This is a genomic window from Pedobacter sp. UYEF25, from assembly GCF_054061655.1.
The window spans coordinates 95,934-119,285 of the sequence record NZ_JBSSEL010000013.1; the positions used below are offsets into that span (position 1 = coordinate 95,934).

Genomic DNA, 23,352 nt, shown 5'->3' on the forward strand with positions numbered 1-23,352 from the left:
TATCATTGCAACAACGCAAAATTTTTAATCACCTTTATGGCTGTAATTCTCTATTGAGCAAATTTATTGGGACTTCTACAAACTTCCTGTAAACTTGAACTTAATCCCCAATTGGAAATTCTCAATCGTCTTGAAAATTTCTTTCAATGTTGCCTTTTCAATTTTTGTTAAAGAATTTAATTCTATCGAATTTTGAGGTGCTCTGTTGTCGTTAATAATTTGCTTTGTCTGATTCTTTAAACGTAAGCCCATCAAATAATAATAAGATTGCATCAACTCATTAAACTGGCTTTCGTTAAAAACCTCTAAGTCGCGTAGCGCTTTTAAGCGTTCGCCGGTATTTTCCTTCTTAAAAATTCGATTTTGGAGGGCATATACACGAACTAAATCTACGATAGGCGTCATCGCTTTTTTGATGTCGAATACCTCTTTCTCTTCTACTTTGTAAGTTTTTATGTTTTTAAAGAACGTTAATGGCGGTTCATATTGTAGTGCATTTTTTGCGAGGTATAAAAAGAATCTTTCGTTTGGCTTTTGCAATTCTTCATCTACAAAAATCCTAAGCTCGTCTATAATAGCTATTTCACCGTAGATTGCTCGACAATCGAACATGGTTGAGAACTTAATCGCAGATTCTGGAAGTGCATCATCAATCCAACTTTTATAGTTTTTCTTCCAATGCGAAAGCGAGTGTGTCCATTCGGGATTAGAGGCCATAAAGCCGCCGCTGCAATACACAAAGCCGATGTTGTTGAGTTTATCAGATACCAAAGAAGCGAATTTTAAGAAATAAGCCCTTACTTCTTCTCGATGTTCATTTGCTTTGTCCTCATAAATAATGGCGTTGTCTTGATCTGTTTTCAGCGTTAGCTCTTTTCGCCCTTCGCTACCCAAAACGATATAAACGAATTTGGCCGGTGCATCACCTATTTCCTCAATTACTTCCTCAATTACTTTTAAAGAAATCGTATCAGCAATAACGGTAACAACTTCATTTATAATTTCTGCGTGTACGCCACGGCCAATCAACTGAGCAACAATTTGTGGCACTTTTTCCCATTTAGATTTCAGTTCCTTGGTGTTTGATGCCAGTTTAACGGATTGGATAAAAACCAGTGGCGACTGAGCCTGTTCACTTAGCAATCGGTTCCGACTTAGAAAGCCAATAAAGTTTCCTTCATCTTCTACCAATAAATACCGAATTTTTGTTCTGAACATCATTAAAACAGCCTCGTAAACCAAAGCATTTTTTGATATCGATATAATGTTTTCGTCCATTACCGAGCTTATTGGATCTTCCCCATTCCGTCGCATGGCAATTACCCTATCCCGTAAGGTAATGTCGGTTACAAAACCAACAATTTTATTTTTATCATCCGTAATAAACAAGCAGCTCACTTTGTTTTTTGCCATTTGGGTTGCGGCCTCATAAATGGGTTGGTGAATGCTACTACTTACGATGTCTTTATAATTTACACCTTCTATCTTCCGACTGTAAAGTTGTTCTGAAGCGATATAACTCTCTTCGAAAGTAGTATGTTTTTTATAGAAATGGGCGAAATCCTCATTCAACATTTTTATGCCGAAAAGAGTGGTAAAGTGTTGAAAAAATGGTGCGTAGGCCGAACAGAGTTGTCTAAATTCTTTTCTTGGGAGAAACAGTATTTTGGTGCCTTTTTTTGCGACGGCAGTTTTAAGCGAACGTTTTCTGTTTAGTAAAATGGAAATTCCACCGTAACAATAACCGCCGTGGTGAAGTTCCACAGCGCGCTTTGCATCGGTGCTGTCGTAAAAGAAAGATTCATATTCGCCAGTTAGAATAATATCAATCCCTTTCATTTTACTTTGTTCCTGCTGATAAATTAATGTATCCTTTTCGTAATTGACTTCTTGCAGGATTGTTATGATGCTCAGCAATACATCATCAGGCAGCATATTAAATGGTAAAACGGTTTTTAGAAATGCTAATCTATCGTTCATAATAAATGGATATTACAAGAAGTATAAGAGCAATGCCCAGCACGATAAAAGGCCACCAAAGTACTTTCTTTTTGGCATCGGCATCGCTTTGTTTGCCATCCAAGAATTGGTCTCTAATAATCTGATCTGTCACCTCTCCGCGCGCTTCGAGTGTGAAAAGAATCTCTCTAGTATATTTTACATCGTTTAATGCATTGTGTAGATTTTCTGCGGCTACGTTAAATAAGGTTTTATAAAACTGCCCTAATTTTAAATGGTTGAAATACGGATTACGCACATACTTTGCACTAGCTTTCATTGTGCAAAACCGTGGGAGTTGGATAATTGGATTATTCATCGAAAGCCTAAAGAAAGTGGCATTGATCATGTGGATATCAAGTTCGATAAAGTGACCGACTAGTAGCGGATCATATTGTTTAAGATCGGCTGCGAATTTATTCATCACGCTTGTGCTGTCTTCACCTTTCTCTTGCAAGAATTCATAGGTAATTCCGTGTATTTTCTGAGCCGATTTTTGAATTTTACAATTGTTATTTTTGATGTAATGGTTTTCTTTTTTAATTTCGATACCATCGGCTTTGCAAACAATCCATGCAATTTGAAGCACGTACGGCCAACTTTTAGAATCATAGGGTGCATGCCAGTTTTTAGGCAAACCAGAGGTTTCTGTATCAACGAATAGAAAAAAATCTTTCACCGATGCAAGTTAACGGTTTGGATGGAAATTTTGACCTGTTTCGATTTTCATGGATTAGTAATGCTTTTTTCGAAAAATCATATTATTATGTGAACTTAGTCTAAAACATTCGAGAAAAATCTACAAGATATTTTATTAAGATAATTTCTTTCACCCTCCTTCTCTTGTAAGGAATTGATTGACATTTATTGCAAATAAAATAAAATTACAAGCTTTTAAAACTTGAAAAAATACCTATTGGTCATTAATTTTAAGGAATTAAACCAAAGGCTGTGGCAAAGCGGTAAAGTTCGGAGAATGTTTTCAGCTTTAGTTTGTCGCTAATATTTCTGCGGTGCGTACTAACAGTTAGCTTCGTAATTTGTAGGGCGTCTGCAATAACAACACTGCTGTTTCCACTTACTACCAAGATTATAATTTCTTTTTCTCTTTTAGTAAGCAAGCAGAATTGTTTGAAATAATTTTTCATCCAACCTGTTTCTTCTAAAACGTTGTTTATTTGTCTTGCGATTCGGCCGGCGCTATTTACCTCATTTACTATCAAAAGCATTTTATCCGCCATTTCATCTCCCTGCGAATACATCAACTTGGCCGAAGCAAGGTACCATTTGTAAGAGGCATCTTGTAGATTTTTTACACGATGTGCAAAGTTGTAGATTTTTGTAAGATTTTGTTCCCGATGCATTTGTAAATACGTAGGTACAAATACATTCATCTCCTCAGGAAAAAAAAAACGCTGAAAATATTCTGGACCTAGTGCAGCAAGTTCTTCTGTACTATGCTTTAAAATGTTGCAACCACTGCTATTCATATATTCTGTGGAAAGATTCTTAAGATTTGTTACCAATACATTCCCCGGCACGTAATCTCCTATTTCCTCAATACAGAAGTCTCCATTACTTATTTTGCTTTCCAGCGTATAGATTTGTCTGCTATTGGTATCTTGTATTTCTTCTTGAGTGAGGTTAACTTTCATATAACCTAGTTTTCTGAAGCAAAATCAAATACTTCGGCAAATTGCTGCAAAGCCGCCAAGTTCTTTATACCTAATTTTTTCTTGATGTGTTGGCGGTGTGTATTAACGGTATTCACGGACGTAAAAGAGAAATCGGCTATCTTCCTGCTATTCATCCCTTTTGCCAAAAGTAGGGTAATTTCTTTTTCCTTTTTTGTAAGGTTCGCAGCTTTATGAAAGTTTTCTTTAAAGAAAACATCTTGTTCAAGCACTGCAAATAGTCTTTTTTTTATTTCATCAAGCAGATCAAGATCGTAAGTAAAAACTATGAGTTCTTTTTTCTGCATATCTTTAGATTCACCTAGCCGACAGCAGCAAAGTCGCCAGTTCCCAACTTCGGCATCTGTTTTACAAAAAAAACTGTAGACTGTTTCGGTTGATTTGTCTTTAAGATAAGTAGCTATTTTATTGACAGACAAAACGTGGTCGCCAGGCGCAGAACGAGCAAATAACTGGCTGTCGATGGTAAAGTTACCAATAGTTAAAGCTTCGTCCTTATCAAGTTGATAAACTTTTAGCTGATCTGTAAAAAGAGAGTTTGAGAGCTGCATACAAAGTGTTTTTTTATCACATTGTGAGTTGTTAATTCAACTAAGGGCTAGCCTTATTCTTAATAATTGTGAATATACTTTTTGAAAGAAATTTTCTATGGGATACTAAATATATGAATAAAGTTTTGATCCTGCATGTTTGTGTATAGATTATGTTCAAAATCGAGCAGTCAATTTTTATAAGATTATTAAATAATCCGTAGTTTAATAAGGATAAAGATTAAATGCAGTTGGATATTTTAGATATCGTGGCAGAGAGGAATCAATCTTTAGAGTTTTTGGCTAGTACCTGCACATAGCGGTCGATAAACCAATTTAGGACCGGATTGCTATTGTTTTGTTTATAGGCTAAAACTACCTCTGTATGTATTGGGATATGATTTAATTCGATAAATGACAGATTCATCTTTTCATATTGTTTTTTTAAGGTCAATGGCAATATAGATACGCCGAGATTCGTTTCTACGAGCTGCAATATAGAATGTACGTTATTTGCCTCATGAGTAATATCTGGAACAAAACCCATTCTTTGGCAGATTTCCATTAGCTTTTGATTGTAATGTGGCGCAAAATCTTTATTAAAAAAAATGAAAGGGCGGTTTTTTAAAAAATCAGCTAGCTCTTGTCTATGTTGGAAGACTTGGTCTGAATTTGGAATGACAACTACAAACGGGTCGAAATAAAGCGTCTTGACCATGAGTTTATCAGACATTATTGGAGCTCTCAAAATCCCGATATCCAATTTTCCTAGTTCGAGATCCTTCACCTGCAGCATCGTTGGGACTTCAAAAAGGCTAGTCTTTCTATAAGGAAATTCTTTGTGCATCGCCTTCAAAACCTCAGCCAAATTGGATTGATAAACAGAACTAATGTAGCCAATCTTTAATTCTCCGCTGATACCTTCTTGAATTTTGCGAATATCACTTTTAGTTTCTTCTAACTTATCAAATATTGCCTCAACTTCTCTTTTAAAGTATTTTCCCGCATCAGTTAATAGTACTCGCTTATTGTTTCTAATAAATAGTTGAACGCCCAACTCTTGCTCAAGCTCTTTGATTTGCCTACTCAAGGGCGGTTGGGAAATATGAAGTTTAGTCGCTGCTTTGGTAAAATTAAGTTCATTCGCTACTGTCTTGAAATATAATAAATGTCGAAGTTCCATTATAGCGATACTTTAGAGGTATTGTTAGATGATAATATTGATATTTTACAAATATGATAAAAAGACTTAGGTTTATAAAAAAGTTTAAGCTTATGAATAGACACGATATGCAAAAAGCTACAAATGATGAAATTAGAGCCCGATTTGATACTGATGTTGAGCGTTTCTCCAATTTAGAAACAGGACAACAAACAACTATAGATGCGCCATTAACTATGGAATTGTGCACCGAGGCGGCAAAGTACATTAATCCAAATGCGCGCAATTTGTTGGATATTGGTTGTGGAGCGGGTAATTATACGCTGAAAATGCTCAATAAAATTCCAAATCTAAATTGTACGCTTAATGATTTAAGCTTACCTATGTTAGAACGGGCAAGGGAGAGAGTATCAGCTAATACCCACGGAGAGACAACAATTATTCAAGACGATATGCGGAAATTAGATCTGCCTGATAATCATTACGACATTGTTTTTGCAGCGGCCACTTTTCATCATTTACGGACAGATGCAGATTGGGAATTGGTGTTTAATAAAGTGTACCAAACCTTAAAACCGGGAGGTAGTCTGTGGATTTCAGACTTGGTTGCTCACGATTCTAAGTTAATTGATTCCCTTTTTCGCAATAAGTATGGCGCATATCTCGAAACAATTGGCGGGAAAGAATACAGTCAGAAAGTGTTTGATTATATTGAGTATGAAGATACCCCAAGATCCTTGAATTATCAATTAGGCCTTCTAAACCAAGTTGGATTTACTACAACAGAAATTCTGCATAAAAATTCTTATTTCGCTGCGTTTGGGGGAATAAAGTAAGTTTGAGCGCTGGTCTTAAGATTAATTGAATTAACCCCGTTTGCTCAATTAGATTAAAGGATCAAGAAGTTGGCGTTAAAAGTATATCGTGTTCTCCTAGCGGTACATGGAAGTTTTTATGGAAAGGTGATCGGAAGTTCAACTTGGGTTTTACCCCACGCAATTTCTAAATTTGCACCAATTTCTGATTTAACGAAGGTTAACGATAGATATTCTAATGATTTTGGCAATGTATTTACAGGCACTTCAACCCGGATAATGTCTTTGGTCTGATCATAAGTAAATGCGCCCCATTTATTAACTTGCTTGTTCAAAATGATCGTCCACTTATCTTTTTCCGGAATCGCAAAAAGACTGTAAGTACCAGTTCTAATTCTTTGCCCATTAATACTTGCTTTTTCAAAAAAAGTAATTTCCGTATTCTCGTTTGCGCCAAGTCTCCATACTTTTCCATATTCTTCTAATACGCCAAAAATGACGCGTCCTTTTAATTGTGGCCTAGAATAAATAATTTTAATAAATGGCTTGTCCTCTCCATCCGTTTTTGCTTTAGCTGCGTTTAATGGATAGTAAAGAATATCTGCCGGGCTCGCATCAGGCGGTGGAAATGAAAGGGTTTCAACAGGTTTATTCTGTGCGGAAACGGTTAAATAAGCCAAAAAGAATATAATTGAAAGGAGCTTTTTCACCAATTTAAGGGTTTGGAAACTTTGAAGTTCTTTGCAAGGCCAATTTAATATTTACGACCCTTATCTAAGGCATTTAGAAATAATCCCGCAGAAAGAAGACCTAAAATTCCGCCAACAATGGCAAAAAGATAGTTTCCCTCGATCACTATGGCGGTTAATGTGCCAAAAATAAGTCCAGAAAGGTAGTAAACCCAGTTAAAGTTATTGTCGCTATTCTCTTTTACACTCATGATCATCTTATTTGTCGACAAATGTACAATTTATTTTAATTTGTTGTCTTAGAAAACAATTATCAAAAAAGTGTAATCTTTCCAAGATTAAGCCATAATCAATCAATCGATTGATTAATTTTGTGCTATATTAAAAGAAAGGAAAAAAATGATTTTGGAAAAGACGGATAAAAAAACCGCAATACTAACTGCCGCAGAAAAGCTTTTTTGTAGCGGTGGTTACGAGGGAACGTCTACTAGGCAGATAGCAAAGGAAGCGGGAGCAAATATGGCCATGATCAATTATTATTTTGGATCAAAAGAGGGCGTATTTATGGATATTATGACAGATCGGATTGCCACGTTTTCTGTTATACTAAAAAATATAAGCGAAGATGAAATCTCTCCAATGGATAAGCTTTACAAGGTAATAGAAAGTTTAGTCGATCGGATTTTATCTAATGTGCCGTTTCATAAAATGATGAATAGAGAGTTATCGCTCTCGCAACGTCCGGAAATGTACATTCGGATAAAGGAAGCATTGAGAAAGAATATGCAGATTATAGAGCATATTTTGGTAAGTGGAATGGAAGATGGAGATTTTAACAGAGTAGATGTTCGGATGGTTATTGCGACCATTATGGGCACGGTTACTAATGTGGTTAGCTATCCTGCAAAAATGCTAAGCACATCATCTTTCGATATTGATAACCCGAAAGACAGAAAAATAATTAGGGATCGTTTGGTAAAACACCTCGAAGATTTATTAACAACTTTCTTAAAAACAAATACCAATGAAATTTAAAACAATAAGGCTGTTGCTTACTTTGGCACTAGCGCCTTCTATCTTGCTAGCGCAAGATGTTAAGGAATTAAATCTAAATCAAGCAATCGCTCTGGGCATTGCGAATAGCAAGAATTTAAAGTTATCGCAAAATAAGATAGATCAGGCAATTGCAAGGCTGGAGGTGGTAAGAGATAGGGTTTTGCCTTCCGCAAACGCTAGTTTTTTATACAATCACGCAGAGATACCAACCAACACGTTGAGCTTAGGTGGCAATTCTAGCACCATTCATCTGCCAAAAAGAGCCGACGCATTTGTAGGAACCGCGGCCGTTAATGAGTTGGTGTACGCAGGTGGAAAGTTAAAGTTTGCGGAACAATCAACAAAACTCTTAGCAGATGTAGCGAGATTAGATGCGGATAAGAGCAGAGAAGAAGTAACTTTTGCTGTGATAGACATGTATTATAGTCTATTTAAAATACTTCAAAGTGAGAAGGTTATTGATCAGAATTTAAGTTCTATTGCGGCACAAATTAAGCAGGCACAGCAATTTTTTGATCAAGGATTGGTAACCAAAAATGATGTTTTGAGGTTTAAGTTGCAGCAAGCGAACATCAATCTTACTAGGATGGATGCAGAGAGTAACAGAAAAATTGTGAATTACAATCTGGATATTTTGCTAGGTCTTGGCGAAAGCACTGATGTAAAAATCGAAGAGCCAACAACTGGCGCACTAAATCCAAGCAATTTGAGTGATTACATCAACATGGCATTTGCCAACAGGCAAGAACTTAAGCAATTGGATTTGCGCAATAAAGTTGCAGATTATAATGTGAAAACCATTAAAGCAGACATGCTGCCAACTGTGGGTGTTGGGGCAAATTTATATTATATCAATCCGAGTGGAGGTTTTATTCCAAGTGCAAATCAATTCGTTTTGCCGGTTACAGTCGGCGCTTCTGTCTCTTGGAATGTAGCAAGTCTTTGGTCTAATAAGAACAAAGTTAGTGAAGCAAAAATTCAACAGACAGAAATTATTTTGCAAAAAGACATTTTATCAGACAATGTTAAACGAGAAATTAACGGCAATTACCAAGATTTTAAAGTAGCTGTTGATAAAATAAATGTGTTGGAAACTTCCATTGCGCAAGCAACAGAAAATGATAAATTACTTGCTGCCAAATACACAAACAACATTGCGTCGGTTACAGATAGGATAGATGCAGAAACATTGCTTTATCAAGCAAAGATTAATTTAGAAATAGCCAAGGCTAATGCCGGGCTTGCATATTACAAATTACTAAAATCAACAGGAAAAATTACCCAATAAATAAAACGATGAAAACGGAGCAAAAAAAGAAAAGTAAGATTGTACCCATTATTATTGGGGTTCTAGTTATAATAGGAATTGTATTTGGGATAAGCGAGTGGAGTTATTATAGCAAACATATTGATACAGATGACGCCCAGATTGATGGAGACATTAGTCCGGTTGTTGCTCGCGTAGGCGGATATGTAAAGGACATTAATTTTGAGGAAAATACCCATGTTAAAGCGGGTCAGGTGCTTGTAAAATTAGATGAACAGGATTTTAAAATCAAACTAGAACAAGCCCAGGCTGGGCAACAGGGCGCTAATGCGGGAGTTGGCGTTTCACAGTCGCAGATTTCTGCCACTGCTGCAAATATAGGAACTGCAAAAGCCAATGTTGATGTGGCGAGAGTTAAATTAAATTTAGCTCAAAAAGACTTTACTCGATACGCCAATTTAGTTAAAGAAGGCGCAATTACGAAGCAAGCTTTTGATCAGGCAAACGCAACAAAAGAGTCTGCAGAAGCAACTTATCGCGCCGCGCAAGACCAATACCGCGCTGCGGTTAAACAAGTTGGTACTACGCGTTCTCAATTGGCAGTTAGCAACAATGCAATTAGCTTACGTCAAAGCGATGTTGATTTCGCGAAATTACAACTTTCATATACCGATATAAAGGCGCCAGTATCTGGTCTTGTTTCAAAAAAGAACGTTCAAAAAGGGCAACTTGTGCAAGCTGGACAGCCGCTATTTTCTATTGTAAATGACGGCAGCTTATATGTAACGGCAAATTTTAAGGAGACTCAGCTAGAAGACATTAAAAAAGGACTAAAAGTGGAAATTACGGTAGATGCTTTCCCCAACGAAAAGATAGAAGGAAAAGTGTTAAACTTTGCGCCGGTCACCGGAGCTAAAGGCTCGCTGTTACCGCCAGATAATGCAACTGGAAACTTTGTGAAAGTGGTGCAACGTGTTCCCATCAAAATAGAAATTCATCCATCAAAAGAACTGTTGGCCAGATTACGCCCGGGAATGAGCGTTAAAGCATCAGTTTCTAAATAAAATTATCATGCCCGAAGTAGGTTTTAAAAAGTGGATCATTACCATTACGGTAATTACGGCTTCTTTGCTGGAGCTAATTGACACAACGATTGTAAACGTTGCACTTCCTGATATTCAAGGTAATTTGGGGGCCACGCTAGAAAATGTTGCTTGGCTAACTACAGGTTATGGTGTCGCAAATGTAATTATACTACCAATGTCTGGTTGGTTGGGGAGCAAATTCGGCAGGAAAAATTATTTCTTAACGTCGATCATTATTTTTACAATAGCTTCTTTTTTATGCGGCAATGCTACCGGATTAGATGAACTTATTGTATTTCGAATCATTCAGGGCTTTGCGGGCGGTGGTTTATTATCAACAGCACAAGCCATTCTATTAGAAACATGGCCTCGTGAAGACGTTGGTATTGCCACTGCTTTATTTGGTCTCGGTGCTGTTGTTGGCCCGACAGTTGGTCCAACCATCGGTGGCTATATTTTAGAAATAAGCTCTTGGCCATGGATTTTTTATGTAAATATTCCCGTAGGAATTTTGGCCGCCTATCTCGCGTACACCTATATAAAGGAGACGCCCAAAGATGCGAAAGGAAAACCGATAGATTGGTGGGGAATTGCTTTGTTGGCGCTGTTTGTTGGTAGCCTCCAAACCGTTCTGGAAAAAGGCGAAAGTGAAGATTGGTTTTCTGAACCATACATCGTGGTGCTCAGCGTTTGTGCACTCTTTGGTTTTCTATTCTTTATATGGCGAGAGATGCGAACGGATCATCCTATTGTTAACTTCAAAATAATGAAGTACCGAAGTTTTTCTATCGGGATGATGACCTCGTTTCTTTTAGGCTTTGGTTTGTATGGATCTGTATTTATTTTCCCGGTATTTTGTCAAACTTTACTTGGCTTTACCCCTTTGCAAACTGGTAAATTGTTTTTACCGGGTGGTTTGGTAACCATCATGTGCATGCCATTTATTGGCATTATGTTAAAAAGGGGAGTGCCGGCGCAAATTATGGCGAGTGTAGGGATGCTTTTGTTCTTTGTGTTTTGCTGGATGTTAAGCGGTTCTACGCTTTCTTCAGGAACCGGAGATTTTTTCTGGCCTTTAGTTATTCGTGGAGCAGGTATGGCCCTTTTATTCGTGCCATTAACTACGTTAGCCGTTCAAGATTTAAAGGGTCCAGAAATTGGCCAAGGTACAGGCTTAAACAATATGATGAGGCAGTTGGGAGGATCTTTCGGCATTGCTTCACTCACCACCATGATTCACCTGCGTCAGGGTTTTCATAGAAGTACTCTGCTCAGCAATATAAATGAATATAATCCAGCTTTTATGGATAGGTTTAATGCCATTGTAAATGGCTTTATGGCTAAAGGCCAAAGTTTATTTAATGCAAAGATTATGGCCTATCGGGCAATTGATGGAATGGTTTCTAAACAAGCCTTACTATTAACTTTTAACGATGCCTATTGGATAACTGGTTTGATTATGCTTTTCGCAATACCTCTGGTTCTTTTTCAAAAGTTTCAGAAAAATATGCCCATCGCAGCAGATTCTCATTAAACTTGCCGTTTTTACGTTGAAAATAGGCCAAAAAATAGGTAAAAATAAAACAGCCGATCTAAATTAAAAGATCGGCTGTTTATAACCCAAAAAATTAACAATCATCGCAATGCCCTTAAACATTGCAAAAGTTCTTAGATGGGTACCCAACACCCAAATAAGATTCTAAAATTAAATTATTTTCTACAAAAATCCAAATCATAAGCTGGTAAATTTTAATTACTTGAGCATTTTTTGTAGTATTACCTCTCAATTTTGAATCCCATAAGCTATGCCAAAACTCCGTTTAACTACCCACCGCGAATTTATTTTTAACAACGAGGTAGTTTCTAAATTTGAACTTTTTAACAGCCTTTTTTTAACATTGCCGTTTTACAAGGTAAAAGCCACCGGAACCTTATTACCTCTTTTCTTTAAAAGTTGCGAGGAAGGAGTAGCAAATGGCCAAAAGCCTGCACAGATTATAGAGGAATTTTTCTCAAAGTTTACAAGTTACTCAAATCAGAAAGACATCATCGATCTATTGTTTAGATTTATTCAATACATCGAACGGCAAGTAGTACTTTTTGATGCGGTTGAAGATGCGTCTTTTTCAAAGTTAAATACCGCAGATGAACAAAATACCTTGTCCTTTCTATTGAATAAAAATATCGATAATAAGCCGATGTTGGGCAAAATAGAAAAGGTAGTGGAGGCACTTTCGCTTCGGTTGGTACTAACCGCTCATCCAACACAATTTTATCCGGGCAGCGTGCTCGGAATCATCACCGATTTAACCTCAGCCATCAAGGCTAATGATTTAACCACGATGAATTTGCTATTGCAACAGCTTGGCAAAACGCCTTTTTTTAACAAAAAGTCGCCAACACCAGTTGATGAAGCACTTAATTTAGCTTGGTTTTTGGAAAATACATTCTATTTTGCTGCAGCAAATATTCAAGAAGGGATAGACCAAAACTTAGATGAATATGGTTTAGAAACAAATAAAATTCTGCAGCTTGGTTTCTGGCCGGGAGGAGATAGAGATGGAAATCCAAACATTCATATTGAGACCACAATAGAGGTTTCTAAAATGTTAAGGCAGATTTTATTTAGGTGCTATTACAGAGATTTTAGAAATCTTAGAAAACGGATTACTTTTAGAGGTGTAGAAGAAAACATCGCGCACTTGCAGCACGTACTTTATCAAAATGCGTTTGATCAAAACCTTGAGTTGACCGATATTTCTGAAGAACTCAGGTCTCATCTTAACCTTATTAAAAACACCATACTAAACGAGCACGACGGGTTATTTGTAGATCTGGTAAATGATATGATTAGGAAAGTGGATTTATACGGTAGTTATTTTGCTTCGTTAGACATTCGCCAAGACAGCCGCGTGCTTAGAAGAGTACATGCTTATTGTAGAGCCAACAAACCTATTTCTTCACTTTACCCGGCCGACTATGATGCATTGTCTGAAGCCGAGAAGTTGAAACTTATTTCTTTCAAAGAAGCTGGGGTAGACTATGTCACGGATGCAGACGCATTAACCCAGGATACGATTGACGTTATTAAGGAGATTAAGGGCATTCAAAAACGCAATGGAGAGAAAGCTTGCCATAGATTTATAATAAGCAATTGCCAACAAGCAAGTGATATTTTACAATTGGTAGAACTGTTTTTATGGAACGGGTGGGATAAGGATGAACTGACCATCGATTTTGTGCCGCTTTTTGAAACCGTGAACGATTTAAAAGGCGCAGCTGATATCATGGATATTCTCTATAAAAACCCTTTTTACAAAGCTCATTTAGCGTCGAGAGGCAACCGACAGGACATTATGCTCGGTTACTCTGACAGTACTAAAGACGGTGGATATTTAATGGCAAACTGGTCTATTTTTAATGGAAAAACCTCTTTAACGGCTATTTCCGCAAAACATAACATTAAACTCGCATTTTTTGATGGACGTGGCGGACCGCCAGCACGCGGAGGAGGTAAAACACATCGTTTCTATGCATCAATGGGAAAAGAAATCGCGAACAACAATATGCAATTAACCGTGCAGGGCCAAACCATAAGCTCACAATATGGGTCTATAGAAAGTGCGGAATTTAATATAGAACAACTGATAAATGCAGGTATTACTTCCGGACTAAAAGAAAAACACAATGTTTTGTTAGACCCGGAAAACAAAACGCTGCTGGATGAAATGGCAGAGGTGAGCTATAAGGCGTTCGTAGATTTGCGCGAACATCCTTTATTTGTGAAGTATCTAGACCAACTCTCCCCTCTTAAACTATTGTCGCAAGCAAATATTAGCAGCCGGCCAGTAAAGCGAAATGGTGGTGGCGAAATGAAATTGGAAGATTTGCGTGCGATAAGCTTCGTAACTGCATGGAGTATGTTAAAACAAAATGTTCCTGGTTTCTATGGAATGGGCACTGCGCTGAACAAGCAAGAAAAAGCAGGTAATTGGGATAAAGTGGTGAAGGTATATCAAGCATCCGAATACTTAAAAACCATCGTAGACAATTGTATGATGAGTATGAGTAAATCAGATTTTGCGATTACAGCCCATTTGGCAGGCGACAAAGTGTTCGGTGAGTTTTGGAAGCAATTGCACAATGAATTCGAACTTACTAAAGCAATGCTTTTAAAATTATCCGGGCAGGCCACATTGATGGCAAATTATCCATTAGATAAGAAATCTATTGCAACACGCGAACGTATTATTCTCCCGCTCGTCTTAATCCAACATTTTGCGTTGGAAAAACTGCAAGCAGCGCAAGAAACCGATGATAGAGTTGCGATAGAAAAACTTGCCGTGAGAACCGTTTTTGGCATTGTAAATGCAGGGAGAAACTTGGCGTAGCATTTCTTAGACTCCATTGGTAAAGGAGTTCGATTTAAAAACCGAAATCTTATAAAAAAAACCCATCAAAAATATTTGATGGGTTTTTTAAGGTATTAAAGAAGACTTATCGGTCAATGGAACCCATCACCCTTTGCCCGAAAGAATTTAATGCATCTTTTTCAGAAACACCATCTTTAACCATTTGATGCACTTCTAAAGCACCGCAGATATTTGTAATCATTTCTCCTGCAACATCAATTTCTGTTTCATTTACTCCACGAAATTCGCAAAAAGTCTCTAGAACCTCCAGAGTCGATGTCAACTTCTCTGGTGTGTTATGTTGAAATAGTTGCTTTATTACTGGTATCTTCATTACTTTATCTTGTTAAAAAGTTCTACCAAACCTTCTTGCTTATTGGTTTGCACCTGATCTACCAAACTACCCCCTTCAAAAGCAGCAAAAGTTGGTAAATTATCTACATTGGCAAATTTGCGCGAATTTGGAAGCTTTTCTGCGTCTATGATTAGAAAAGCTACGTCATCATTTTCCGCAGCTAATTTCTTAAACTTCGGCTTCATAATACGACAATTGCCACACCAAGATGCGGCGTACTGCACCATAACCTTTTTGTTATCGGTTAAATACTGCTGTAAATTATCTTCTGTTAATTCTAAGAACATATTCTTGTTTTTTATTAGTTGGCGCTGAAATATTCTGCTACCCCTACTCTATTTGCATTCATGGCCTGTTTTCCTTCTTCCCAATTTGCTGGGCAAACTTCGCCATGTTTTTGTACGTGCGTATATGCATCAATTAAACGCAAATACTCTTTTACGTTTCTGCCAAGCGGCATATCATTTACACTTTCATGAAATACTTTACCTGTTTCATCAATTAAATAAGTAGCACGGAAAGTTACGTTTGAACCTGTGTAAATCTCACTTCCATCTTCATCATATGCTACCTCTTGATCTACGATATCTAACAAATTAGCAAGCTGTCTGTGTGTATCGGCCAATATTGGATAAGTTATTCCTTCTATTCCGCCATTATCTTTCGGAGTATTCAACCACGCAAAATGAACCTCATTGGTGTCGCAGGAGGCACCAATAACAGTCGTATTTCTGTCGCTAAATTCAGTTAATGAATCTTGGAAAGCGTGTAATTCTGTAGGGCAAACGAAAGTGAAGTCTTTCGGATACCAGAACAATAAAACTTTTTTATTTTTACCAATTGCTTCTTCTAAAACGTTTATTTTTAAATCGTCTCCCATTTCTGTCATTGCATCTATGCTAACGCTTGGGAATTTTTTACCTACTAGTGCCATAATTCTTAAATTTTGCACAAAGATACACCTAAAGGAAGTGCCAGTCAATGATATTAGCGGAAATGAACATCATTAATATAGATGTACATATAGACAAAAACTATATACATATTTTTTTGTATAGGCGATGGTATTTACGACTTACAAAACAGCGCGATGGGCGATACCATTATAGAAACCTTAAGTGTTAGTAATGAGACCGCTGCGACTGTTAAAAGTTATATCGGATGCGTTAACACCTTTGGCTCAACCGCTTTGGATAAAACCAAAATCCCTATCTTTGAGGCTATTTTATATTTTATGGCTAGAATAATGGCATTCGACTATGGAACAAAGCGTATCGGTATAGCTGTAACCGACCCCTTGCAAATAATAGCTACTGGACTAACCACCGAACATCCTAAGGATGCCATCGCATTTATAAAGAAATACATGGAAGCGGAGCCAGTTGAAGCCTTTGTTATCGGTGATCCGAAACAGATGGATGGTAGCGATTCTAATTCTAAGCAACATGCCAAAGGATTTGCCTCTTTGCTGAAGAAAAGCTTTCCTACGATTCCGCAATATTGGGTAGATGAACGCTTTACATCTAAATTGGCCAAACAAAGTGTGATGCAGAGCGGCTTAAAAAAGATGGATAGGCAAAACAAAGAACGCATAGATACCATTGCCGCAGCCATTATTTTACAATATTTTATGGAACAGAGGCGTTAACTGTAAAATATGGATTTGATAAACCCAGCGCTTCAAGATTTAATATACAATTACTGCGAACCAGAAAGCGAACTGCTGCAAAGTATTGATAGAGAGACGAACTTAAAAGTTTTGATGCCACGTATGCTCTCTGGGCATTATCAAGGACGGGTTTTAACGATGCTGAGCAAAATGCTGTCGCCGGCACGAATTTTAGAAATAGGTACTTTTACCGGCTATGCTACGCTTTGCCTTGCAGAAGGTTTATCTGCCGAAGGCATAATTTATACCTTGGACGTAAATGTAGAGTTAGAGGATATGGTGCGGAAGCATTTTGCAAGTTCTAAATTCGACAAGCAAATTAATTACATTCTTGGTGATGCGACCGAATCATTAAAACAAATAGAAGAAATTTTCGACCTGGTTTTTATAGATGCGGATAAAAAAAACAATGGCAATTATTTCGACATGGTCTTTGATCGAGTTCGCAGTGGAGGAATTATTATTGTTGATAATGTCCTTTGGAGTGGGAAAGTCCTCGCAGAAAATCCCGATAAGGATACGAAAAGCATCAACGCATTTAACGATAAAATAAGAGATGACAATCGGGTGGAGCAGCTAATCCTACCGGTAAGGGATGGCTTATTTGTAATTAGGAAGAAGTAGTTGCACACTTATTCATCTAATAGAAAATATAAAGTATGAAGAAAATAAATAATTTTACCTTATTCATTTTTGCAATTTGTGTTTTTGTATGTGCTTTTAGCATAAGTGAAGCCAAAGCAAGCTCTACCGAAAGCTACATCGCTGAGCATTTAGATTGTGCGCAAAATTTAATGCGGACTTACAAAGTTCCAGCTAGCGTAATCTTGGCGGTAGCCATTCATGAATCAGCTTCTGGAAATAGTAGAATTGCCCAATATTTAAACAATCACTTTGGTGTAAAAGGCCCAAATAGCAACACTGAAATAAGGTCGGGTTATAGAGACTATGATACTGTAGATGAATCTTATCAAGGTTTTATTGATTTTTTAGACAATAAGCCTGCTTTTAAACCGCTGTTTGATACCTGCGATCAGTACAATTATCGGGCTTGGGCTCGCGGCATTCAACACGGAGGTTATGCACATAGCAGAATTTGGGCAAGCCAGGTGATTGCAATCATCCAAAAATATCAGCTTTATCAATATGATGAGCGGCCCGAAGATTATATAGAGCCGATTTTTAAAAAAACTGCTTCGAGCAGCCATGTAAAAAAAAGAATCTATGTTGTAAAAATTGGCGACAATCTTAGCGCTATTGCGGATAAAAAAGGAACGACTGTAAAAGTGTTGATGAAGAAGAACAAGTTAAAAAACGCATCATTACAGCCTGGAAAAAGGTTGAGGTACTAAATGGGTGCCAACAATGCTAAAAATAGCAACAGGCACCTAAAATAAAAAATCTAAATTTGGCAGAATATGCTTAAAACGCTTCCACTAAACATCCAAATGAAATCTGTAATTTATTTTTCAATCTGCACTTTGTTTCTTTTATCATCCTGCGCGTCGAGAAAATTTACTAAAAATAATAAACAGATTGAGAAAAATGCCAATAAGGCCAATAACAACAATTATCAGCGCTTCACCACACTTAGTTATATAGATCAGTTTAAGGGGGTTGCTATTGAAGAGATGAATGCGGCGGGCATTCCAGCTAGCATTACTTTGGCGCAGGGAATATTGGAATCGGGCAGCGGAAACAGTGATTTAGCGAAGTATGCCAACAACCATTTCGGAATAAAATGTACATCAGACTGGCGAGGAAAAAGCTATTATCGAGACGACGATGAAAAAAATGATTGTTTTCGGGTATATAAAGATGCTCGAGAATCGTTTAGAGACCATTCCGAGTTCTTAAAACGCAAACGATATAGCTTCCTTTTTCAGCTAGACAAAAACGATTATCGAAGTTGGGCACAAGGGTTAAAGACTGCAGGGTATGCCACCAATCCAAAATATCCAGATATGCTTATCGGAGTGATCGATAAATATCAGCTTTTTCAATATGACCAATCGGAAACTGAAACTCAGAAATTAGCCAGAGAAGATAAAGTTTTTACAGAGATCAACGCAAATATTCCTCAAGAAAATAAAAAGTTTACGCCTGTAGAAAATCCTCCGCTGAGCACAGGCACAATCAGCAGCGATGGCACATATACTATTTTAAAGGGCGATACACTCTATAACATTTCGAAACGCTTTAAACTTACCGTTGAGGAACTGAAAAATTTAAACAACATGACCGATAACGCGATTAGGTTAGGACAAGTAATTAAGGTTAAATAATGTTAAGGCATATTTGACCAAATTTGTTATGCGTAACTTTGATATTGTGAAACCTCTTTTGTGCACTGTTTTCTTTTTAGTAGTTGCTACAGCTTGCTTGGCGCAGTTAAAACCTTTGCAGGGAATTGTTATAGATAAAGATACCAAACAACGTTTGGCCAAAGTATACATCTATAATATGCGCTCCGGCGATGGACTCTACAACAACACAAAAGGAGAGTTTAATACCTATGCAAAGCCTGGCGATACTCTGGTTGCGGCCTTAAGCGGTTACCGCGTCGACACGTTAATATTTAGAGAACAGGTTGCGGCCTATTTTCAATTAAAGTCGTTTGGCATTAGGCTAAAAGACGTTCAAATTCAGCAAAAGAAGTTAACACCGCAACAAAGATACGAAGAAACTATAAATGATAATCGCTACGCCATTTTAAGGGGCAGTAGTAAAGACATTTTGACCGTCGGTAGCCAAGGCGCAGGCTTGGGCATAGATGCCATTTACAATCTATTAAGTAGGCAAGGAAAAAATGCACGTTACTTACAGAAAGTTTTAGAAAGAGATTATAGAGAACAGGTTATCGATTATCGATTCTCACCGACTTTGGTAACGCAGGTATTGGGGATAAAAGGTGCAGAGCGTGATGATTTTATGTTGCAATATAGACCAACTTATCAGTTTGTGTTGGATGCGAATGGTTATGCTTTTAATTTATTTATTAAAAATGCTTATAAAAGTTACCGCATCAATCCAAACATATTAAGGCTGCCAACTTTGCCAACTTTAATCCCTAAAGAACCATGAAAGCGCCATTTCTAGTGGTGAAAGTACTCCCTGCCTTTGGTATGGCATTGTTTCCTTTTATTTTGCTCAAATCGGAAGCGCATAAGAATAATAAAGTTCTTATAAATCATGAAAACATTCATTTGCGTCAGCAACTGGAATTGTTTATCCTTCCTTTTTACGTGTTGTATTTGAGTAATTATCTAATTAATAGGTTAAAATATAAGGGTCATTATGAAGCTTACAAAAATATTATTTTTGAAAAAGAGGCTTTTCATAATGAAAGAGATCTGGCATATTTGAGCAAAAGAAAGTGGTTTGGGTGGATGCAAATGAAATGGGATTTTTAGCTGACTTAAATCTTTGACTGATAAAAATTAGGTATTCAACATATAGGGATGGCTTGAACGTTAACTTTGCCGGGTTTTATGCGCCTAAAACTGCGCTAACGACTGACGCATACTTTTGGGTCTTTTGCCCCAAAGATACAGCAAAAGGCGTGTTTAAGCGCCCATATTATCTAGCTCCTCTAAGAAAGGAAACTTTAACATTTTTGCCAATGGTAGCGTAGATTCGGATCAAAGTCAAACGTAAAACCAGCATATTTTTTTTCTATCGTTTTTTTGTTTTTCTTTGTAAACAATGAAGAATATCTTAGCCGTTTCTATTGTTTTACTAAGTCTTTGCTGCAAGCCATTATTTGCCCAAGAGATAGATACCATACCGATTAAAACAGATAGTCTGAATTTAAAGCTCAAGCGAAATCCGCTGCCAAGCAGACAATGGCCATTAACTTTTGAGCCTGTAACTATAAAACCAATCATTGTAAACGCAAAAGTTAATTATTGGAAAACAGTAACTTCTATTGGCGTAAATGTTAACCAGGCACAATTTAGCGATAATTGGAAGGGTGGCGGAGTTAATTCTGTGGCTGTTGGCGCACAAGTGAACTATAAGGCAGAATATAATAAAAGCGACTTCAGTTTTGTAACCGAGACCAATTTACAATATGGGAAAGTTAAAAATAAAGATCAGTTGCAGAAGAAAACCAATGATAGGATATTTTTTGACAATAAGGCTGCGTTGAAGATATCGAAAAACTGGTCTTTTTTTGGATCTATCACCTTCGAATCCCAATTCGACGATGGGTTTAGTTACGCAAGACAAGACGATCATGAGGTGGCCACTTTAATCTCTAGGTTTATGTCGCCCGGGTATTTAACCGAGTCGATAGGTTTTGAATATAAGCCAGTAAACTATTTTTCTGCTCGTATTGGCACAGGCACTGCAAGACAAACGTTTGTGCTAGATACCACTTTATACAGAACGAATCCTAAAAATTATGGGGTAGACGTGGGGCAGCAGGTGCGGAATGATCTGGCTTTTCAGGTTGTTGCAAATTTTGAGAAAGAGGTTTTTAAAAACACTGTTTTAAAATCAAGGTACTTAATGTTTATTCCCTATAAGGAATTAACACTCGCAAATATAGACCATAGGCTAGATGTAACTTTAACCGCAAAAGTGAATAGGTTTATGAATACTAGCCTTACCGGAGTATTGCTTTACGATAAATCCAACGACGCTAAGGTCCAAGCAAGTCAATCGCTCTCGTTAGGCATTGGTTTTGTTTTTCCGCGATAGCGTATTCCAAACTTTTCAGTCAAAAAAATTATGCGCAAAATTAATATCTTTGCGTAAGAATAAACTATGGTCATTTTAAAACAAGTGGCCTTTTAGCATAAAATAATATGTTTGATAATTTACAGGATAAGCTAGATAGAGCTTTCAAAGTACTTAAGGGACAAGGAAGTATTACCGAAATCAATGTGGCAGAGACCATGAAAGAGATTCGTAAAGCACTGCTAGATGCCGATGTAAACTATAAAACTGCTAAAACTTTTACCGATGATGTTAGGCAAAAAGCTTTAGGGCAAAACGTACTTTCTGCGGTATCTCCCGGGCAGTTGCTCACAAAAATAATGAGTGATGAACTCGCTGCTTTAATGGGCGGTCAGGTGGCTGAACTGAGCATAAAAGTAAATCCGACCATTATTTTAATTGCTGGTTTAAATGGTGCAGGTAAAACTACCTTTGCAGGCAAATTGGCCTTGTATTTAAAAAATAAAGGTAAAAAACCTTTACTGGTTGCGGGCGATATGTATCGTCCGGCTGCGGTAGATCAATTGGAGGTGCTCGGGACCTCGGTTGGCGTATCCGTTTTTGCCAATAGGGCTTCTACAGATCCTGTCGGCATTGCCCAAGAAGGAGTAGCTTATGGCAAACAAAACGGCTTTAACGTAATTATTATAGACACCGCGGGACGCTTAGCGATTGATGAATCGTTAATGAACGAAATCTCCGAGGTAAAAGCGAAAACCAGTCCCCAGGAAGTGCTCTTTGTGGTAGATTCTATGACTGGGCAAGATGCGGTGAATACATCCAAAATCTTTAACGATCGCTTGGATTTTACGGGCGTCGTACTTACTAAGTTAGATGGCGATACGCGAGGTGGCGCCGCGCTTTCTATCAAATCGGTCGTAAATAAACCAATTAAATTTATCGGTACAGGCGAAAAAATGGAGGCTTTGGATGTTTTCTATCCAGATAGAATGGCCTCTCGTATTTTGGGTATGGGAGATGTGGTTTCCTTAGTGGAACGTGCACAAATGCAGTTCGATGAAAAGGAATCTGCAATCCTTCAGAAAAAGATCAGAAAAAATAAATTTGATTTTAACGATTTCTACAACCAGATCCAGCAAATCAAAAAAATGGGTAACATGAAGGATCTGATGGGCATGATACCTGGAGTGGGAAAAATGATGAAAAATGTTGACATTCAGGATGATGCGTTCAAATCTATTGAGGTAATCATTCAGTCTATGACGCCGTTCGAAAAAGAAAATCCAGATAGCATTCAACAAAGTAGACGAGTACGTATTGCCAAAGGCTCCGGCACTAAATTGGAAGAAGTAAACAAGTTGATTAAGCAATTTGAAGACATGCGGAAAATGATGAAGCAGTTTTCAAATCCTGCAGCGGCCAAGGCCATGATGCAAGGAATGCCAAAAATGCCGATGGGAAGATAAAACTATAGAAATTAGCGCATACACAATGTCTTTTGTCCAGCAATTCTTGCGAAGGATTTTACCTCACCTCCTTCTCTGGGCAACCTGAAGATGCCATAATGAAAACGATGTCTTTTAGTGCATACGGCGCAATCGAATAGGTATTGAAAGGCTGGTAAAAGAGCTCAAAATTTTAAAAGATTTGAAAATGAAAGCCTCCAATTCGTCTGCTGGTTTTTGCCCCCGCTTTACGCTGTAGCCGTTCGTTTCTCTCGGGCTGCCGCTAAAATCGGGTTTAGGTACGCAATGCAGTGCTAGAAATATCGGTGTTGTGTAAAAAATCTTCTAGCGTATTTGCTTCGCTTGCACTATCGATCAAAACAATCTCTCTTTGTAATGCCTTAAGCGAAAATTAAGCATTTGGTGCACATAAAAGCTCACAGAACAACCCTAATGCTATGGTTCTAAATTAACATCTTATCATTTAGAATG

General features: G+C 37.5%; 24 protein-coding genes. 14 read left to right on the forward strand and 10 right to left on the reverse strand.

Annotated elements, in window-relative coordinates:
- Nucleotides 1-75: 75 nt before the first annotated feature.
- From ACVWYG_RS13190 to ACVWYG_RS13210, 5 genes are all read right to left on the reverse strand, one after another.
- Nucleotides 76-1,980 (reverse strand): DUF294 nucleotidyltransferase-like domain-containing protein, encoded by a 1,905-nt coding sequence (locus ACVWYG_RS13190; protein WP_457270699.1) that lies wholly within the window; start codon nucleotides 1,978-1,980, stop codon nucleotides 76-78.
- A complete protein-coding gene (locus tag ACVWYG_RS13195; RefSeq protein WP_457270700.1) occupies nucleotides 1,970-2,677 on the reverse strand; it encodes a 3'-5' exonuclease in 708 nt (235 codons plus the stop codon). The genes ACVWYG_RS13190 and ACVWYG_RS13195 overlap by 11 nt, the downstream gene beginning before the upstream one ends.
- Before the next feature lie 250 nt (nucleotides 2,678-2,927).
- Nucleotides 2,928-3,653 carry a response regulator transcription factor gene (locus tag ACVWYG_RS13200; RefSeq protein WP_457270701.1) on the reverse strand — a complete coding sequence of 242 codons (726 nt, stop codon included), beginning with the start codon at nucleotides 3,651-3,653 and terminating at the stop codon, nucleotides 2,928-2,930.
- A gap of 5 nt (nucleotides 3,654-3,658) precedes the next feature.
- Nucleotides 3,659-4,243 carry a helix-turn-helix transcriptional regulator gene (locus ACVWYG_RS13205; RefSeq protein ID WP_457270702.1) on the reverse strand — a complete coding sequence of 195 codons (585 nt, stop codon included), beginning with the start codon at nucleotides 4,241-4,243 and terminating at the stop codon, nucleotides 3,659-3,661.
- A 262-nt stretch (nucleotides 4,244-4,505) separates the two neighbouring features.
- The gene (locus ACVWYG_RS13210) at nucleotides 4,506-5,405 is read right to left on the reverse strand and encodes a LysR family transcriptional regulator (protein ID WP_457270703.1); all 900 of its coding nucleotides are present in this window, start codon (nucleotides 5,403-5,405) and stop codon (nucleotides 4,506-4,508) included.
- Nucleotides 5,406-5,497: 92 nt separating this feature from the next.
- Here ACVWYG_RS13210 and ACVWYG_RS13215 point away from each other — a divergent pair, with 92 nt between their 5' ends.
- Nucleotides 5,498-6,220 (forward strand): class I SAM-dependent methyltransferase, encoded by a 723-nt coding sequence (locus ACVWYG_RS13215; protein WP_457270704.1) that lies wholly within the window; start codon nucleotides 5,498-5,500, stop codon nucleotides 6,218-6,220.
- A 116-nt stretch (nucleotides 6,221-6,336) separates the two neighbouring features.
- Here ACVWYG_RS13215 and ACVWYG_RS13220 read toward each other — a convergent pair whose 3' ends face one another.
- Both ACVWYG_RS13220 and ACVWYG_RS13225 read right to left on the reverse strand, forming a co-directional pair.
- Nucleotides 6,337-6,909: a DUF2911 domain-containing protein gene (locus tag ACVWYG_RS13220; RefSeq protein WP_457270705.1), complete on the reverse strand. Its 573-nt coding sequence runs from the start codon at nucleotides 6,907-6,909 to the stop codon at nucleotides 6,337-6,339.
- Between the two features lie 44 nt (nucleotides 6,910-6,953).
- Nucleotides 6,954-7,139, reverse strand: a complete 186-nt coding sequence (locus tag ACVWYG_RS13225; RefSeq protein WP_457270706.1) for a hypothetical protein — start codon at nucleotides 7,137-7,139, stop codon at nucleotides 6,954-6,956.
- Nucleotides 7,140-7,287: 148 nt separating this feature from the next.
- Between ACVWYG_RS13225 and ACVWYG_RS13230 the strand changes: the two genes are divergently transcribed.
- From ACVWYG_RS13230 to ACVWYG_RS13250, 5 genes are all read left to right on the forward strand, one after another.
- The gene (locus ACVWYG_RS13230) at nucleotides 7,288-7,923 is read left to right on the forward strand and encodes a TetR/AcrR family transcriptional regulator (RefSeq protein WP_457270707.1); all 636 of its coding nucleotides are present in this window, start codon (nucleotides 7,288-7,290) and stop codon (nucleotides 7,921-7,923) included.
- Nucleotides 7,913-9,232: a TolC family protein gene (locus ACVWYG_RS13235; protein WP_457270708.1), complete on the forward strand. Its 1,320-nt coding sequence runs from the start codon at nucleotides 7,913-7,915 to the stop codon at nucleotides 9,230-9,232. The genes ACVWYG_RS13230 and ACVWYG_RS13235 overlap by 11 nt, the downstream gene beginning before the upstream one ends.
- An 8-nt stretch (nucleotides 9,233-9,240) precedes the next feature.
- A complete protein-coding gene (locus ACVWYG_RS13240; RefSeq protein WP_457270709.1) occupies nucleotides 9,241-10,275 on the forward strand; it encodes an HlyD family secretion protein in 1,035 nt (344 codons plus the stop codon).
- 7 nt (nucleotides 10,276-10,282) lie between these two features.
- Nucleotides 10,283-11,830, forward strand: coding sequence for a DHA2 family efflux MFS transporter permease subunit (locus ACVWYG_RS13245; RefSeq protein ID WP_457270710.1), 1,548 nt, complete (start codon nucleotides 10,283-10,285; stop codon nucleotides 11,828-11,830).
- 271 nt (nucleotides 11,831-12,101) lie between these two features.
- On the forward strand, nucleotides 12,102-14,687 hold the full coding sequence (locus ACVWYG_RS13250) for a phosphoenolpyruvate carboxylase (protein WP_457270711.1): 2,586 nt from the start codon (nucleotides 12,102-12,104) through the stop codon (nucleotides 14,685-14,687).
- A gap of 106 nt (nucleotides 14,688-14,793) precedes the next feature.
- Here ACVWYG_RS13250 and ACVWYG_RS13255 read toward each other — a convergent pair whose 3' ends face one another.
- The 3 genes from ACVWYG_RS13255 to ACVWYG_RS13265 are packed head-to-tail and all read right to left on the reverse strand — an operon-like array spanning nucleotide 14,794 to nucleotide 15,997.
- Nucleotides 14,794-15,042, reverse strand: coding sequence for a DUF6952 family protein (locus ACVWYG_RS13255; RefSeq protein ID WP_457270712.1), 249 nt, complete (start codon nucleotides 15,040-15,042; stop codon nucleotides 14,794-14,796).
- A complete protein-coding gene (locus ACVWYG_RS13260) occupies nucleotides 15,042-15,350 on the reverse strand; it encodes a thioredoxin family protein (protein ID WP_457270713.1) in 309 nt (102 codons plus the stop codon). The genes ACVWYG_RS13255 and ACVWYG_RS13260 overlap by 1 nt, the downstream gene beginning before the upstream one ends.
- A gap of 14 nt (nucleotides 15,351-15,364) precedes the next feature.
- Complete coding sequence (locus ACVWYG_RS13265) at nucleotides 15,365-15,997, reverse strand: redoxin domain-containing protein (protein WP_457270714.1); 633 nt, start codon at nucleotides 15,995-15,997, stop codon at nucleotides 15,365-15,367.
- A 300-nt stretch (nucleotides 15,998-16,297) separates the two neighbouring features.
- Here ACVWYG_RS13265 and ruvX point away from each other — a divergent pair, with 300 nt between their 5' ends.
- The 8 genes from ruvX (at nucleotide 16,298) to ffh (ending at nucleotide 22,881) form a co-directional block, all read left to right on the forward strand.
- Nucleotides 16,298-16,711 carry a Holliday junction resolvase RuvX gene (gene ruvX, locus ACVWYG_RS13270; protein WP_457270749.1) on the forward strand — a complete coding sequence of 138 codons (414 nt, stop codon included), beginning with the start codon at nucleotides 16,298-16,300 and terminating at the stop codon, nucleotides 16,709-16,711.
- 9 nt (nucleotides 16,712-16,720) lie between these two features.
- Nucleotides 16,721-17,356 carry an O-methyltransferase gene (locus tag ACVWYG_RS13275; RefSeq protein ID WP_457270715.1) on the forward strand — a complete coding sequence of 212 codons (636 nt, stop codon included), beginning with the start codon at nucleotides 16,721-16,723 and terminating at the stop codon, nucleotides 17,354-17,356.
- Nucleotides 17,357-17,391: 35 nt separating this feature from the next.
- Entirely contained in the window at nucleotides 17,392-18,084 is a 693-nt protein-coding gene (locus tag ACVWYG_RS13280; RefSeq protein WP_457270716.1) for a glucosaminidase domain-containing protein, read from the forward strand.
- Nucleotides 18,085-18,150: 66 nt separating this feature from the next.
- Nucleotides 18,151-19,017: a glucosaminidase domain-containing protein gene (locus ACVWYG_RS13285; protein WP_457270717.1), complete on the forward strand. Its 867-nt coding sequence runs from the start codon at nucleotides 18,151-18,153 to the stop codon at nucleotides 19,015-19,017.
- Between the two features lie 46 nt (nucleotides 19,018-19,063).
- Nucleotides 19,064-19,816, forward strand: a complete 753-nt coding sequence (locus ACVWYG_RS13290) for a hypothetical protein (RefSeq protein WP_457270718.1) — start codon at nucleotides 19,064-19,066, stop codon at nucleotides 19,814-19,816.
- Nucleotides 19,813-20,145: a hypothetical protein gene (locus ACVWYG_RS13295; protein ID WP_457270719.1), complete on the forward strand. Its 333-nt coding sequence runs from the start codon at nucleotides 19,813-19,815 to the stop codon at nucleotides 20,143-20,145. Before ACVWYG_RS13290 ends, ACVWYG_RS13295 begins: the two co-directional genes overlap by 4 nt.
- 292 nt (nucleotides 20,146-20,437) lie before the next feature.
- Nucleotides 20,438-21,436: a DUF3078 domain-containing protein gene (locus tag ACVWYG_RS13300; protein ID WP_457270720.1), complete on the forward strand. Its 999-nt coding sequence runs from the start codon at nucleotides 20,438-20,440 to the stop codon at nucleotides 21,434-21,436.
- A 107-nt stretch (nucleotides 21,437-21,543) separates the two neighbouring features.
- Nucleotides 21,544-22,881 carry a signal recognition particle protein gene (gene ffh, locus ACVWYG_RS13305; protein ID WP_457270721.1) on the forward strand — a complete coding sequence of 446 codons (1,338 nt, stop codon included), beginning with the start codon at nucleotides 21,544-21,546 and terminating at the stop codon, nucleotides 22,879-22,881.
- The last annotated feature ends 471 nt before the right edge of the window (nucleotides 22,882-23,352 follow it).

What these genes read in the sequence shown, in the direction of transcription:
- ACVWYG_RS13245 (WP_457270710.1), top strand. Translation starts at nt 10,283, where the DNA reads ATGCCCGAAGTAGGTTTTAAAAAGTGGATCATTACCATTACGGTAATT.
- ACVWYG_RS13210 (WP_457270703.1), bottom strand. Translation starts at nt 5,405, where the DNA reads ATGGAACTTCGACATTTATTATATTTCAAGACAGTAGCGAATGAACTT.
- ACVWYG_RS13225 (WP_457270706.1), bottom strand. Translation starts at nt 7,139, where the DNA reads ATGAGTGTAAAAGAGAATAGCGACAATAACTTTAACTGGGTTTACTAC.
- ACVWYG_RS13300 (WP_457270720.1), top strand. Translation starts at nt 20,438, where the DNA reads ATGAAGAATATCTTAGCCGTTTCTATTGTTTTACTAAGTCTTTGCTGC.
- ACVWYG_RS13275 (WP_457270715.1), top strand. Translation starts at nt 16,721, where the DNA reads ATGGATTTGATAAACCCAGCGCTTCAAGATTTAATATACAATTACTGC.
- ACVWYG_RS13285 (WP_457270717.1), top strand. Translation starts at nt 18,151, where the DNA reads ATGCTTAAAACGCTTCCACTAAACATCCAAATGAAATCTGTAATTTAT.
- ACVWYG_RS13240 (WP_457270709.1), top strand. Translation starts at nt 9,241, where the DNA reads ATGAAAACGGAGCAAAAAAAGAAAAGTAAGATTGTACCCATTATTATT.
- ruvX (WP_457270749.1), top strand. Translation starts at nt 16,298, where the DNA reads ATGGCTAGAATAATGGCATTCGACTATGGAACAAAGCGTATCGGTATA.
- ACVWYG_RS13260 (WP_457270713.1), bottom strand. Translation starts at nt 15,350, where the DNA reads ATGTTCTTAGAATTAACAGAAGATAATTTACAGCAGTATTTAACCGAT.
- ACVWYG_RS13215 (WP_457270704.1), top strand. Translation starts at nt 5,498, where the DNA reads ATGAATAGACACGATATGCAAAAAGCTACAAATGATGAAATTAGAGCC.
- ffh (WP_457270721.1), top strand. Translation starts at nt 21,544, where the DNA reads ATGTTTGATAATTTACAGGATAAGCTAGATAGAGCTTTCAAAGTACTT.
- ACVWYG_RS13190 (WP_457270699.1), bottom strand. Translation starts at nt 1,980, where the DNA reads ATGAACGATAGATTAGCATTTCTAAAAACCGTTTTACCATTTAATATG.
- ACVWYG_RS13230 (WP_457270707.1), top strand. Translation starts at nt 7,288, where the DNA reads ATGATTTTGGAAAAGACGGATAAAAAAACCGCAATACTAACTGCCGCA.
- ACVWYG_RS13295 (WP_457270719.1), top strand. Translation starts at nt 19,813, where the DNA reads ATGAAAGCGCCATTTCTAGTGGTGAAAGTACTCCCTGCCTTTGGTATG.
- ACVWYG_RS13265 (WP_457270714.1), bottom strand. Translation starts at nt 15,997, where the DNA reads ATGGCACTAGTAGGTAAAAAATTCCCAAGCGTTAGCATAGATGCAATG.
- ACVWYG_RS13235 (WP_457270708.1), top strand. Translation starts at nt 7,913, where the DNA reads ATGAAATTTAAAACAATAAGGCTGTTGCTTACTTTGGCACTAGCGCCT.
- ACVWYG_RS13200 (WP_457270701.1), bottom strand. Translation starts at nt 3,653, where the DNA reads ATGAAAGTTAACCTCACTCAAGAAGAAATACAAGATACCAATAGCAGA.
- ACVWYG_RS13205 (WP_457270702.1), bottom strand. Translation starts at nt 4,243, where the DNA reads ATGCAGCTCTCAAACTCTCTTTTTACAGATCAGCTAAAAGTTTATCAA.
- ACVWYG_RS13255 (WP_457270712.1), bottom strand. Translation starts at nt 15,042, where the DNA reads ATGAAGATACCAGTAATAAAGCAACTATTTCAACATAACACACCAGAG.
- ACVWYG_RS13280 (WP_457270716.1), top strand. Translation starts at nt 17,392, where the DNA reads ATGAAGAAAATAAATAATTTTACCTTATTCATTTTTGCAATTTGTGTT.
- ACVWYG_RS13250 (WP_457270711.1), top strand. Translation starts at nt 12,102, where the DNA reads ATGCCAAAACTCCGTTTAACTACCCACCGCGAATTTATTTTTAACAAC.